The sequence below is a fragment of the Eikenella halliae genome (genome assembly GCF_001648475.1).
Taxonomy (GTDB): domain Bacteria; phylum Pseudomonadota; class Gammaproteobacteria; order Burkholderiales; family Neisseriaceae; genus Eikenella; species Eikenella halliae.
On sequence record NZ_LXSQ01000032.1, the window covers coordinates 1 to 12,433 of the forward strand.

The 12,433-nt window shown below is 55.6% G+C and carries 12 protein-coding genes; 6 read left to right on the forward strand and 6 right to left on the reverse strand.

Annotated elements, in window-relative coordinates; all coding sequences use genetic code 11:
- The first annotated feature begins 52 nt into the window (after positions 1–52).
- A protein-coding gene (locus tag A7Q00_RS13145; RefSeq protein ID WP_156503833.1) for an IS630 family transposase occupies positions 53–900 on the forward strand; the annotation gives its coding sequence in 2 pieces (ribosomal slippage) (positions 53–368 and positions 368–900; 849 coding nt in all).
- A 166-nt stretch (positions 901–1,066) separates the two neighbouring features.
- Here the strand turns inward: A7Q00_RS13145 and A7Q00_RS12480 are convergent.
- From A7Q00_RS12480 to A7Q00_RS13825, 6 genes are all read right to left on the reverse strand, one after another.
- Complete coding sequence (locus tag A7Q00_RS12480) at positions 1,067–1,828, reverse strand: TatD family hydrolase (RefSeq protein ID WP_064090857.1); 762 nt, start codon at positions 1,826–1,828, stop codon at positions 1,067–1,069.
- 2 nt (positions 1,829–1,830) lie between these two features.
- Complete coding sequence (locus A7Q00_RS12485; RefSeq protein ID WP_064090858.1) at positions 1,831–2,190, reverse strand: PilZ domain-containing protein; 360 nt, start codon at positions 2,188–2,190, stop codon at positions 1,831–1,833.
- Positions 2,191–2,249: 59 nt separating this feature from the next.
- Entirely contained in the window at positions 2,250–3,233 is a 984-nt protein-coding gene (gene holB, locus A7Q00_RS12490; RefSeq protein ID WP_064090859.1) for a DNA polymerase III subunit delta', read from the reverse strand.
- A 142-nt stretch (positions 3,234–3,375) separates the two neighbouring features.
- The gene (locus A7Q00_RS12495; RefSeq protein WP_064090860.1) at positions 3,376–4,014 is read right to left on the reverse strand and encodes a DedA family protein; all 639 of its coding nucleotides are present in this window, start codon (positions 4,012–4,014) and stop codon (positions 3,376–3,378) included.
- Between the two features lie 370 nt (positions 4,015–4,384).
- Entirely contained in the window at positions 4,385–5,557 is a 1,173-nt protein-coding gene (gene ubiM / locus A7Q00_RS12500) for a 5-demethoxyubiquinol-8 5-hydroxylase UbiM (RefSeq protein ID WP_064090861.1), read from the reverse strand.
- A gap of 121 nt (positions 5,558–5,678) precedes the next feature.
- Positions 5,679–5,834: a hypothetical protein gene (locus A7Q00_RS13825; RefSeq protein WP_156503835.1), complete on the reverse strand. Its 156-nt coding sequence runs from the start codon at positions 5,832–5,834 to the stop codon at positions 5,679–5,681.
- A 131-nt stretch (positions 5,835–5,965) separates the two neighbouring features.
- Between A7Q00_RS13825 and A7Q00_RS12510 the strand changes: the two genes are divergently transcribed.
- The 5 genes from A7Q00_RS12510 to A7Q00_RS13150 all read left to right on the forward strand — a co-directional run.
- Positions 5,966–6,565 (forward strand): Smr/MutS family protein, encoded by a 600-nt coding sequence (locus tag A7Q00_RS12510; protein WP_064090863.1) that lies wholly within the window; start codon positions 5,966–5,968, stop codon positions 6,563–6,565.
- A 329-nt stretch (positions 6,566–6,894) separates the two neighbouring features.
- On the forward strand, positions 6,895–9,579 hold the full coding sequence (aceE, locus tag A7Q00_RS12515) for a pyruvate dehydrogenase (acetyl-transferring), homodimeric type (RefSeq protein WP_064090864.1): 2,685 nt from the start codon (positions 6,895–6,897) through the stop codon (positions 9,577–9,579).
- Between the two features lie 70 nt (positions 9,580–9,649).
- Positions 9,650–10,267: a hypothetical protein gene (locus A7Q00_RS12520; protein WP_064090865.1), complete on the forward strand. Its 618-nt coding sequence runs from the start codon at positions 9,650–9,652 to the stop codon at positions 10,265–10,267.
- A 35-nt stretch (positions 10,268–10,302) separates the two neighbouring features.
- Positions 10,303–11,943, forward strand: coding sequence for a dihydrolipoyllysine-residue acetyltransferase (gene aceF / locus A7Q00_RS12525; RefSeq protein WP_064090866.1), 1,641 nt, complete (start codon positions 10,303–10,305; stop codon positions 11,941–11,943).
- 383 nt (positions 11,944–12,326) lie between these two features.
- The coding region (locus A7Q00_RS13150) for an IS630 transposase-related protein (RefSeq protein WP_218915567.1) at positions 12,327–12,433 on the forward strand (107 nt) is incomplete at its 3' end.

A 12,433-nucleotide genomic window follows, 5' to 3' on the forward strand; every position in this document is an offset into this window, starting at 1 on the left:
TATAGTAAATTAAAAACAAAATAGTACAATATTCAACTTTGAAGGTCTAACCATGGCATACTCTGCGGACTTAAGGAACAAAGCTTTAAACTATTACGAACAATGCAAAAACATCAGCCAAACCGCAGCAACGTTTCACTTGTCAAGAAACACGCTTTACTTATGGATTCGCCTTAAAAAACAAACAGGCAGCCTAAAACATCAAGTTACCGGTCTAAATGCCGTCAAATTGGATAGGCAAAAACTGGCTCAATATGTTGGGCAACACCAGGATGCCTATCTGCATGAAATCGCCAAACATTTTGATTGTACGCCAGCCGCCGTTTGCTATGCACTCAAACAGATAGGGATAACGCGCAAAAAAAGACCACCACTTACAAAGAACAAGACCCGGCCAAAGTAACGCATTATTTGACACAGCTGGCCGAATTTTCCGACTACCAACGTGTTTATTTGGATGAAACAGGATTTGACCGCTACCTGTTCCGTCCCTATGCCCGCAGCCTGAAAGGGCAAATAGTGAAAGCGCAGATAAGTGGAAAAAGATACCAACGCTTATCTCTGGTGTCCGCACAAGTCGGCAACCGGCTGATTGCTCCGATGGTTTATCAAAATACGATGACCGGAGTCTTTTTTGAAGCGTGGTTTCAGCAATGCCTACTGCCCACATTGACTCAAAAATCGGTGATTATTTTAGATAATGCACGATTTCACCGTATAGGTGTCTTACGGGAAATGGCGGAAAAATTGGGACATAAGGTATTGCCTCTTGCACCCTATTCACCTGAACTCAATCCGATTGAGAAGGTGTGGGCGAATATTAAGCGGTATCTTCGAACCGTATTGTCTGATTACGCCCGATTTGACGATGCGTTACTGTCCTATTTTGATTTTAATTGACTATAATTCACTATAATTTGGCTTGCTGTATAGGGGGATTTGTACACAAAAGGCTACCTGAAAATTTTCAGGTAGCCTTATTTCTTTCGAACGCGGTAGCTAGGGGGAGGATTGAAGTTTCAGCACCGGTTGTATCGAAGCAGTACGCCAAGGCGGCACACTGATGTTAATCCGCTAAATTGAATAAGCGCAGGCAGTTGGCGGTGGTGGCTTGGGCGATATTTTCCAAGCTGTCGCCGCGCAGCTGGGCAACGAAGGCGGCGGTGTGGCGCACATAGGCCGGTTCGTTGGGTTTACCGCGTTTGGGAACGGGTGCTAGGTAGGGAGAGTCGGTTTCCACCAGCAGCCTGTCGAGCGGCACGTAACGGGCGGCTTCTTGGATGGCGGTGGCGTTTTTGAAGGTGACGATGCCGGAGAATGAGATGTAGAAGCCCAAATCCAAGGCCAGTTTGGCGGCGTGTACGTCTTCGGTAAAGCAGTGGATAACACCGGCGTGGGCTTGGTGTTCGCGCAGCAGGCGCATGGTATCGGCGGCGGCATCGCGGGTATGGACGACAAGCGGCAAGCCGCTGCGGTTGGCGGCTTCGATATGCAGGGCGAAGCGTTGGTGCTGCCAGGCCAAATCGCCTTTGCACCAATGATAATCCAGGCCGGTTTCGCCGATGGCCACCACTTTGGGCCGGGCGGCGCGTTCCAGCAGTTCTTCCAGGCTGAATTCTTCGGCTTCCGGGTCGTCGGGGTGGATGCCGACTGTGGCGTAGATGGTGGGGTGATTTTGGGCGATGGCGTGCACTTCTTCGAAGCTCTGCCGGCTCACGCTGATGGCGATGGCTTTATCCACGCCGGCCTCGGCCATGTTGGCGAGGACTTCAGGTAGCCTTTGGGCGAGGTCGGGGAAGTTGAGGTGGCAGTGCGAATCGATCAGCATGGCTACATGGTGTAGGTGGCGCGGTCGGTGTGCACCAGGCCGGGCAGTTGGTCTTCGATGTAGTTTTTACATTTGATGCCGGTTTCGTCGTCGCCGAAAGCGAGGCCTACGCCTTGCGGCTGGCCGTTGGTGGTACGGCTGAGGTTGATCCACACTACGCGGGTGCGCAGGAAGAATTTTTCTGGATTGTCAAACAGTTCCAATACCAACAGCACTTCTTCGCCCATTTTGAATTCGTCGTTGGTGGGCACAAAAATGCCGCCATACTCCAGAAACGGCATGTAGCTGTAGTAGGCGATGGGTTTGTCTTTGAGGCTGACGCTCATCATGCGGCCGGGGGCGCTGTCGGCGGGTGTGCTCATGGGTATTTCCTTGTTTTAAGTAAGTAACGTTTATACAAAATAAATAACGGCTTGTTTTCTTAAAGCGGTTTGTTTTGCCAGAAAGCAAGGTAGTTAGTTAGCAAATTTTCAATCTGCATTCTAACACTTAAGGTATGCCGGCCGTAAGGGCTGAGGTGGTTTAGGGTGCGTACCAGTTGGAATAAGGTTGTCCCCCGGGTGCGGGAGGCTACCTGAAAAATGGCGGCTTGGTGTTGCGGGTAGTAGAGCGGGGGCAGGTTTTGTTGGGCGAGCGCGGTGTCGGCCAGCCATTTGTGCAGCCAGTCGAGAAACACGGCCAGCGGCCATTTTTGCTTGTCGAAGGCGGCGGCGTAATCCAGCATGGCCAACAGGCGCGGTTTGGCCAGCAGTTGGCACAGCTCTTCGCGCATCGTGTCTTGCTCCGGCTCGGCTGCAAACAGCGGGGCGCCGCTGTGGAAGGCAAGCAGGGCTTCGGCTTGAGGGGTGTTTTGCGTTTTCAGGTAGCCTAAGGCTTCTTCGGCACTCGGGGCGGGCAGCAGGAAGGGGCGGCAGCGGCTTTTAATGGTGGGCAGCAGGCGGTCTTTGTTGTGGGTCACCAAAAGGAATACCACCGATGCGGGCGGCTCTTCCAGCATTTTCAGCAGCGCGTTGGCGGCTTGGGTATTCATGGTTTCAGCGGGTTGCACCAGCACCACGCGCAGCCCGCCGCGCACGGAGCTTTTCAGTAGCGGTGATAGCACGGCGCGCACGGCGTCGATTTTGATTTGCAGCAGCTTGCGCGCGCTTTCGCCTTCGGCAGGCAGCTCGGGTGCGAGTTCGTAGTAGTCCGGATGACTGCCTTGGGCGAACAGATGGCACGAAGGGCAGCTGCCGCATGGCTGGTGTTCGGCCTGCGGCTGTTCGCACAACAGCGCCTGCGCCAGGTGGCGGGCAAACGCGGTTTTGCCGGTGTCACGCCGGCCGGTGAGCAACCAAGCGTTGGGGCGGTTGCCCCATTGGGCAGCCAACTGCCGCCAAGCGCATTCATGCCAAGGATAAATCATAGGAAAACGTGAAGGCTACCTGTAAAGAGATTAGCCGTTTAAAAATAGAGTGAATGACAATAAGACTGCTACTGCGTTGGCTTGCCGCCATTTTAATCCGCTATAGCAAGAGGCTACCTGAAAACGAAGCAGGAGCGGCAGACTAAGCCTTCTTCCCCCACTTGGCTTTGGCGATTTCTACCGCCATCGGCAGCACGGATACCACGATAATGCCGATCACCACCAAGCCGAAATTATTTTTCACCACCGGCAGCTCGCCGAAGAAGTAGCCCGCATAAGTGAGCAGCCCCACCCACATCAGCGCGCCGATGATATTGTAGCGGATAAAGCGGCCGTAATGCATTTTGCCCATGCCCGCCACAAAGGGCGCAAAGGTGCGCACAATCGGCACGAATCGCGCCAGAATAATCGTTTTGCCGCCGTATTTTTCGTAGAAAGCATGGGTTTTATCCAGATACTCGCGTTTGAACACGCGCGAATCCGGTTTGGCAAACAGCTTTTCGCCGAAATACTTGCCGATGGCGAAGTTTACCGCATCGCCAATCACTGCCGCCGCCAAGAGCAGCGCGGCCGCTATATGCACATTCATCCCGCCCAGCGCCGCCACCGCGCCGGCGGCAAACAAGAGCGAATCGCCCGGCAGGAAGGGCGTAACCACCAGCCCGGTTTCGCAAAACACGATAAGGAACAGGATGGCGTAAATCCACAGGCCGTAGGTTTGGGTAAGCTCGATGAGATGTTGGTCGATATGCAGGATGAAATCAATCAGGCTGGCAAGCATGGGGAAACTCAAATGAAAAGACGGGCAATAGGGCAGGGTAGGTTGAATGGGCGGCGTGCGAACCGGTTGGCAATGATTATAGTGGATTAAATTTAAACCAGTACAGCGTTGGCTCGCCTTGCCGTAACGTGTGTACTGTCTGCGGCCCGCCGCCTTGTCCTGATTTTTGTTAATCCACTATAAAATAGGGCTGCCGAATCGGGCGGATGCCCGAATATCGGCAGCGGGACGGACAGTAACTTCTGAATACGAAAAATAGAACCGTTTTGCGCTTTTCCCTATCATTCTCAGGTTGTTATATCTCAAGGCCAATGTGGTTACCAATCTAGGCGGTAACGGAACCTGAGAAGATTTGGGAGGCGGCTGCAGGCTAACCGGTGAGCTGCTTGGTAATCAGTTTTTTCACCGGCGGCAGGTGGTTGCTCAGGCGCAGTACGGTGTTGCGCAGGAATTTGGCGGGCGGGGTTTCGTTGGTGAAGAGTTTCACCACGAAATTGGTGCCGTGATACAGCGCGCGGGTGTGCAGGATGTGTTTGGCTTCGTATTTTTCCAAAAGCTTGGTGTCGGCGATGTCTTGGCCGGAAGCGGCGGCCTGCACGATGAGGCCGGCCAGGATGTCGGCGCTGGCCAGACCGAGGTTGAAACCGTGGGCGGTTACGGGGTGCATGCCCACGGCGGCGTCGCCGATGAGGGCGGTGCGGCGGGCGGAGAAGCGGCGGGCATGTACGCCGACCAGGGGATAGGTGTGGATGCTGCCGGCCGGGGTCATCTGGCCGAGCCTGCCTTGCAGGCGTTGTTCGAGATCGGCGGCCAGCGCTTCGGGGCTGAGCTCGGTGATTTCGTGCAGGCGGCGGTTGTCGATGGTGATGACGCAGTTGGTCATGTGTTCGCCCAGCGGCAGCAGGGCGATGGTGCGGCCGTAGCTGAAGCATTCGTAGGCGGTGTTTTCGTTGGAGGCGGTGTGGGAGAAACGGGCCACGAGCACGGTGCGGCCGAAGTCGTGCATGTCGGCGGCAATGCCGGCCTGGCGGCGGGTTTGCGAGAAGCGGCTGTCGGCGGCGACGAGCAGGCGGGCGGATACGGTGTCGCCGTTGTCGAGTAGGATGCTCACGCTCTCTTCGCCGTTGACGGCTTCCTGCACTTTATGGCCGGTGAGGAAATGGATGTTTTCATGCTGGCTGGCGGCTTGGTAGGCGGCGCGGCGGATGTCGTGGTTGGAAACGAGGAAACCGAGCTGGCCTTTGCCGTCGGTGGGCGGGGGGAAGTTGAGGGTGTAGGGGGAGCTGCCGTTGATGACTTTGGCGGCTTTGAGCGGGTAGATGCCTTCGGCGGGGAGGTTTTGCCAGATGCCGAGTCTTTCCATGATGCCGCGCGAGGGGTGGGTGAGGGCGATTTCGCGGCCGTCGTAGGGCGGGTTGGCCAGGGTTTCCTGGCTGCTTTGTTCAATGAGCAGGATGTTCAGGCCGCTGGGGGCGGCTGCGGCGGCGAAGCTGAGGCCGGCCGGGCCGGCGCCGATAACGACGATATCGCAAGTGTGCTGCATGGTGGGGCTCCTCTTGGGTGGCAGGGAAATGGTTGTGCCGGATTATACCGCAAGTATGCGGGCGGCTGCGGGGCGGGTGCGACGAAACTGGTTTCAGGTAGCCTTTACGAGGGGGGGAGGGCTACCTGAAAAATGGCGGCAGATTGGGATTGTGTATCAACTCTTCGTATTTGCTTGGAGTAAGTGTGGAGAGGGTGGAGAGTTTTTTCAGGTAGCCTTTCTGTACGGCCAAGGCTACCTGAAAAGTAGATAGGTTGGCATTGCCATGTTGCAGCATGAGGCTTCAAGTTTTTCAGGTAGCCTATTGGCAATCGGGCTACCTGAAAATTATGTGGTGGTATTCGCTTGTGCCGCTTCGGTTATAAAATAGCCGGATGATAAAGATGAAATCAGATATGGAGCCGGATAATGGATAAACAGGATACGCAAAAGCTGTTAAAGCAATTAGGCAAGGAGGCAAAACGGCGGCAGGAAGAAGCCGCTGCTCAGGCACAGCGGCAGCGTCGTGACGAGCCAGATTTTGCGGCGGCGGTGGGCAAGGTTACGCCGCTGAAAAACAGTAATCGGGTGGCTGCGCCGAAAGACGATAAACCTTTGAAACGGCGGTTTCATAATGAAGAATGGGATGAGGAGGCGTATTTCTATGTGAGCACCGACAGCGAACACGAGCCGCCACGTTCGTTTTGCAAAAACGGCCGCGGGCAAGAGGACATCCGCCGCCTGGTGGCCGGGCATTGGCCGTGCGTGGGGCGTTTGGATTTGCACGGCTGCACACGCGAGGAAGCGCAGCGGGAGCTGAGTGAGTTTATCGAGGAAGTGTTGCGCCGCGGGGTGTGCGCGGAAATCGTGCACGGCAGCGGGCTGGGTTCGCAGGGGTTTGTGCCGGTGTTGAAAAGCTTGGTGCGCCGCTGGCTGATGGCGCATCCGGAAGTGCTGGCTTATGCCGAGCCGCATGGTGCGAACGATGGGGCGGTGCTCATTTTGTTACGCAAACGGCGCGCGGGATAGAAGGTTCTGTTTTGTTGTTTTGTGTATGTGCTGGTTCGGGCTGTTTTCGGATGGTTTTTTAGGCGGCGGGGTACTGAGGCGGGGCTTGTGCCTTGAAGAATAAAGGCTTTAAAAGCCCGAAAAAAAACGTTGCCAATCAGGCGTAAGGCTGTTAATATTTCACGGAAATACAGAGTGTTGCGGCATTGTTGGTGTCGTGGGAATTTTCGGAAAACAACAGTTTCCCGGTTCGGCTGTTTAAGCGTATGCTTTTATGGCCGATTTCTACTGTGTTGCCAAACGAAAAAGCGAAGCTCATTGTTTAACCCAAGTAAAGAGGATAGGAATTTATGTCTGCTGAAAAACATGATATCGACCCGATTGAAACTCAAGAGTGGTTGGATGCGCTCAGTTCCGTGCTAGAAAACGAAGGCTCGGAGCGGGCGCATTTTATATTGGAAAACCTGGTGCGCTATACCCGCCGCCGCGGCGTGCACCTGCCGTTTAGTGCCACCACTGCGTATCTGAACACCATTCCTGTCGGCAAAGAGCAGAAATCACCCGGCAACCACGAGCTGGAACACCGCATCCGCGCCGCCATCCGCTGGAACGCCGCCGCCATGGTGTTGCGTGCTGGCAAGAAAGACTTGGAATTGGGCGGCCACATCGCTTCCTTCCAATCTTCCGCCACTTTGTATGATGTGGGCTTCAACCACTTTTGGCGCGCCAAAAATGAAGCCACCGGCGAAGAAGGCGATTTGATTTATGTTCAAGGCCACTCCGCTCCCGGCTTCTATTCCCGCGCCTTCGTGGAAGGCCGCCTGAGCGAAGACCAGCTGAACAATTTCCGCCAAGAAGTCGGTGGCAACGGCCTGCCGTCTTACCCGCACCCGCACCTGCTGCCCGATTTCTGGCAATTCCCCACCGTATCCATGGGCTTGGGCCCGCTGATGGCGATTTACCAAGCGCGCTTCCTGAAATACTTGGAATCTCGCGGCTTGGCCAAAACCAAAGGTCGCAAAGTATGGTGCTTCTGCGGCGACGGCGAAATGGACGAGCCGGAAAGCCAAGGCGCGATTGCGCTGGCCGCCCGCGAAGGCTTGGACAACCTGATTTTTGTGATCAACTGCAACCTGCAACGTTTGGACGGCCCGGTACGCGGTAACGGCAAAATCATCCAAGAATTGGAAGGCAATTTCCGCGGTGCAGGCTGGAATGTGTTGAAAGTGATTTGGGGCAGCCGCTGGGACGGCCTCTTGGCACGCGACACCAACAACGCCCTGAAACAACGCATGGAAGAATGCTTGGACGGCGACTACCAAACCTTCAAATCCAAAGACGGTGCATACGTTCGCGAGCACTTCTTCAACACGCCCGAGCTGAAAGCCCTCGTGGCCGATATGTCGGACGACGAAATCTGGGCCTTGAACCGTGGTGGTCACGACCCGCACAAAGTTTATGCTGCTTATTATGAAGCCGTAAACAACGCCGACGGCCGTCCTACTGTAATCTTGGCCAAAACCATCAAAGGTTACGGCATGGGTCAGTCCGGCGAAGGCCAAAACGTTGCCCACCAAGCCAAGAAAATGGACGTGAAGTCGCTCAAACAATTCCGCGACCGCTTTGGCATTCAGGTAACCGACGAGCAAATCGACAGCGGCGACCTGCCTTACTTCCGCTTTGCCGAAGACAGCCCGGAAATGCAATACCTGCGCGAACGCCGCAATGCTTTGGGCGGCTACCTGCCTGCACGCCATCCGAACAACGAAGCCCTGCCGATTCCGGCTTTGGAAACCTTCGATGCCCAGCTGCAATCCAGCGGTGAGCGCGAATTCTCCACCACCATGGCTTTCGTACGCATCTTGGCTGCCTTGCTGAAAGACAAGCAAATCGGCCGCCGCATCGTGCCGATTGTGCCTGATGAAAGCCGCACCTTCGGTATGGAAGGCATGTTCCGCCAATACGGCATTTGGAACCCGAAAGGCCAGCAGTACACCCCGCAGGATAAAGACCAGCTGATGTTCTACAAAGAGAGCGTGGATGGCCAAATTCTGCAGGAAGGTATCAACGAGCCGGGCGCCATGGCCGACTGGATTGCTGCTTCCACCAGCTATGCCAACAACCGCTACGCCATGATTCCGTTCTACATCTACTACTCCATGTTCGGTTTCCAACGCATCGGCGATTTGGCTTGGGCTGCCGGCGACATGCACGCACGCGGCTTCCTCCTGGGCGGCACCGCAGGCCGCACCACTCTCAATGGTGAAGGTCTGCAACACGAAGACGGCCACAGCCAATTGCAAGCCGACCTGATTCCGAACTGCATCAGCTACGACCCCACCTTCCAATACGAAGTGGCCGTAATCGTACACAACGGACTGCAACGCATGTATGTGGATAACGAAGACGTATTCTTCTACATCACCCTGATGAACGAAAACTACGCCCACCCCGCCATGCCGCAACGCAAAGGCATCGAGCAGGAAATCCTCAAAGGTATGTATCTGTTCCGCGAAGGAGGCAAAGGCGACAAACGCGTTCAGCTGATGGGCTCCGGTACTATCCTGCAGGAAGTGATCCACGCTGCCGATTTGCTGAAAAACGATTTCGGTGTGGAAGCCGACATCTGGTCTTGCCCCTCGTTCAACCTGCTGCACCGCGAAGCCATCGAAACTGACCGTTGGAACCGCCTGCATCCGGCTGCCGAGCAGAAACTGCCCTTCGTGAGCCAGCAGCTGCAAGGCCATGCCGGCCCGGTTGTCGCTGCTACTGACTACATCCGCAGCTTTGCCGATCGCATCCGCGCCTACATCCCCAAAGAAAACGGCGATTATGTAGTGCTCGGTACCGACGGTTTCGGCCGCTCCGACAGCCGCGCCAACCTGCGCAGCTTCTTCGAAGTAGACCGCTACCATGTGGCTGTGGCCGCGCTGGACGCTTTGGCCAAACAGGGCAAAGTGGGCAAAGACGTGGTACAGAAAGCCATCGAGAAATACGGCGTTCAAACCGAAGTTGCCCCCAGCTGGAAACGCTAATCCCGGCCTGAAGTTTTCAGGTAGCCCTGCCCCGCGGTAGAGGCTACCTGAAAATCAGAAAAGGAAGAAAATGAAACCCTTATTCGTTGCATGCTCCGTTGCCTTACTGGCCGCCTGCGCTTCCAATGCGCCGGTGGTGCAGGAAGACAGCACCAGCTACGACAGCAGCACCCAAGCACGCGTGCGCCTTTACGGTCAAAATCAAAAGCCCACCATCATGGTGAGCGGAATTGATTGCGAAGCCGAAGATCGGCGAGCCCGCCGCGGCCACAAAGTGAACGTGGGCGGCAGCTTGGGCGATGCGTTCGGCTCGCTTGCCGGTACGGCCAGAAGCCACAGTTTGGGCATAGCCGAAACCGAACACAGCAAAAACATCGGACAAATGAACGGTGTTCTCTCGCGGGCATTTTTCCGCGAATTTGCCGTGCCGGCCGGCAAAGCTGTGAACGTGCAGGCTGCCTATATAGGCTTGCGGAATGCGATGACGAGCCCAAGCGTAACCGTCATCCAACACGAAGGCTCATGTAACACCCGTATGGCTTCATTCGTTCCTCAAGCCGGACATGATTACGAAGTGATCGGTCTGCAAGGCGGGCGTTGCGCTGTGGCCGTATATGAAGTCGGCACGCAGGGCGAACTGAAGCCGGTGGAATTACAAGATGCGGTCAGCTGCCGAAGAAGGCGTTAATTAACCAATCCAACCGAATACCAAAAGGAACTCTTATGAGTATTGTAGAAATCAAAGTCCCCGATATCGGCGGACACGAAAATGTAGATATTATTGCCGTGGAAGTCAAAGCCGGCGACACCATCGCGCTGGACGACACCCTGATTACCCTGGAAACCGACAAAGCCACCATGGACGTACCGGCCGATGCCGCCGGTGTGGTGAAAGAAGTGAAAGTGAAAGTGGGCGACAAAGTTTCCGAAGGCGATGTGATTGTGCTGGTGGAAGCTGCCGGTGCAGGCGCCGCTGCCGCTCCGGCTGCAGCACCCAAAGCCGAAGCCGCTCCCGCACCTGCTGCACCCGCCGCTGCTCCGGCTGCCGCTGCTCCGGCTGCCGCCGCCAATGTTCAGGTAGCCGTGCCCGATATCGGCGGCCACACCGATGTGGACGTGATTGCCGTAGAAGTGAAAGTGGGCGACACCGTGGCCGTGGACGACACCCTGATTACTCTGGAAACCGACAAAGCCACCATGGACGTACCCAGCACCGCCGCCGGTACGGTTACCGCCGTGCACATCAAAGTGGGCGACAAAGTGTCTGAAGGCAGCATCATTATCGACGTGGCCGCTGCCGGCGCACTTGCCGCTGCTGTGCCCGCCGCTGCCGAAGCGCCCAAAGCCGCTCCCGCGCCTGCCGCCGCCCCGGCTCCAGCCCCCGCTGCACCTGCCGCTCCGGCCACTGCCGCCTACGGCAGCGCACCTGTAAACGAAGCCGGTTTCGCCAAAGCCCACGCCGGCCCCTCCGCCCGCAAACTTGCGCGCGAACTGGGCGTGGATTTGAGCCTGGTGAAAGGCAGCGGCAACAAAGGCCGCATCACCAAAGACGATATCAAAGCCTTCGTTAAAGCCGCCATGCAGGGCGGTGCAGGCAAGCCTGCAGCTGCCGGTGCTTCTTTGGGCGGTGGTTTGGATTTGCTGCCGTGGCCGAAAGTGGATTTCGCCAAATTCGGCGAAGTCGAAGTGAAAGAGCTCAGCCGCATCAAGAAGATTTCCGGTCAAAACCTGTCGCGCAACTGGGTAATGATTCCGCACGTTACCGTACACGACGAAGCCGACATGACCGAGCTGGAAAATTTCCGCAAACAGCTCAACAAAGAGTGGGAGCGCGAAGGCGTGAAACTCTCGCCCCTGGCCTTCATCATCAAAGCCAGCGTGGCCGCGCTCAAAGCCTTCCCCGAATTCAACTCCTCGCTCGACGGCGACAACCTGGTGTTGAAAAAATACTTCCACATCGGCTTTGCCGCCGACACCCCCAACGGCTTGGTGGTGCCCGTGATTAAAGATGTGGACAAAAAAGGCCTCAAAGAAATCAGCATCGAGCTGGGCGAATTGAGCAAAAAAGCCCGTGAAGGCAAGCTCAAACCGCAGGAAATGCAGGGTGCTTGCTTCACCATTTCCAGCTTGGGCGGCATCGGCGGCACCGGCTTCACCCCGATTGTGAATGCCCCCGAAGTAGCCATCTTGGGCGTGTGCAAATCACAGATGAAACCGGTGTGGAACGGCTCCGATTTCGAAGCACGCCTGATGTGCCCGCTCTCCCTGTCGTTCGACCACCGCGTGATCGACGGCGCAGCCGGCATGCGCTTCACCGTGTTCCTGGCCAACTTGCTCAAAGACTTCCGCCGTATTTCTCTGTAAGCGTTTGGGCATGATTAAAAGGCTACCTGAAAGTTTTCAGGTAGCCTTTTTTAATCTAGATAATGCTTAAGTGTTTAGTGGATATTGGCCTGCTGGTAGAGGTGGGCAATTTCTTGCTCGATCAGCAGGTTTTTTAAGCTTCAGGAAATACGGGATGCCAGCTTCACCATTTCCAGCTTGAGCGGTATCAGCTTTATCCTATAGTGAATTAAATTTAAATCAGGACAAGGCGGCGAGCCGCAGACAGTACACACGTTACGGCAAGGCGAACCAACGCTGTACTGGTTTTTGTTAATTCACTATATGCAGCTTGCTGGTTGATATGGAAAGATATAGTAAATTAAAAACAAAATAGTACAATACTCAACTTTGAAGGTCTAACCATGGCATACTCTGCGGACTTAAGGAACAAAGCTTTAAACTATTACGAACAATGCAAAAACATCAGCCAAACCGCAGCAACGTTTCACTTGTCAAGAAACACGCTTGA

Bases quoted from the DNA above. Each gene is read 5' to 3' on its own strand.
- A7Q00_RS12480 (WP_064090857.1), bottom strand. From the start codon at position 1,828: ATGCTGATCGATTCGCACTGCCACCTCAACTTCCCCGACCTCGCCCAA.
- A7Q00_RS12485 (WP_064090858.1), bottom strand. From the start codon at position 2,190: ATGAGCACACCCGCCGACAGCGCCCCCGGCCGCATGATGAGCGTCAGC.
- holB (WP_064090859.1), bottom strand. From the start codon at position 3,233: ATGATTTATCCTTGGCATGAATGCGCTTGGCGGCAGTTGGCTGCCCAA.
- A7Q00_RS12495 (WP_064090860.1), bottom strand. From the start codon at position 4,014: ATGCTTGCCAGCCTGATTGATTTCATCCTGCATATCGACCAACATCTC.
- ubiM (WP_064090861.1), bottom strand. From the start codon at position 5,557: ATGCAGCACACTTGCGATATCGTCGTTATCGGCGCCGGCCCGGCCGGC.
- A7Q00_RS13825 (WP_156503835.1), bottom strand. From the start codon at position 5,834: ATGCTGCAACATGGCAATGCCAACCTATCTACTTTTCAGGTAGCCTTG.
- A7Q00_RS12510 (WP_064090863.1), top strand. From the start codon at position 5,966: ATGGATAAACAGGATACGCAAAAGCTGTTAAAGCAATTAGGCAAGGAG.
- aceE (WP_064090864.1), top strand. From the start codon at position 6,895: ATGTCTGCTGAAAAACATGATATCGACCCGATTGAAACTCAAGAGTGG.
- A7Q00_RS12520 (WP_064090865.1), top strand. From the start codon at position 9,650: ATGAAACCCTTATTCGTTGCATGCTCCGTTGCCTTACTGGCCGCCTGC.
- aceF (WP_064090866.1), top strand. From the start codon at position 10,303: ATGAGTATTGTAGAAATCAAAGTCCCCGATATCGGCGGACACGAAAAT.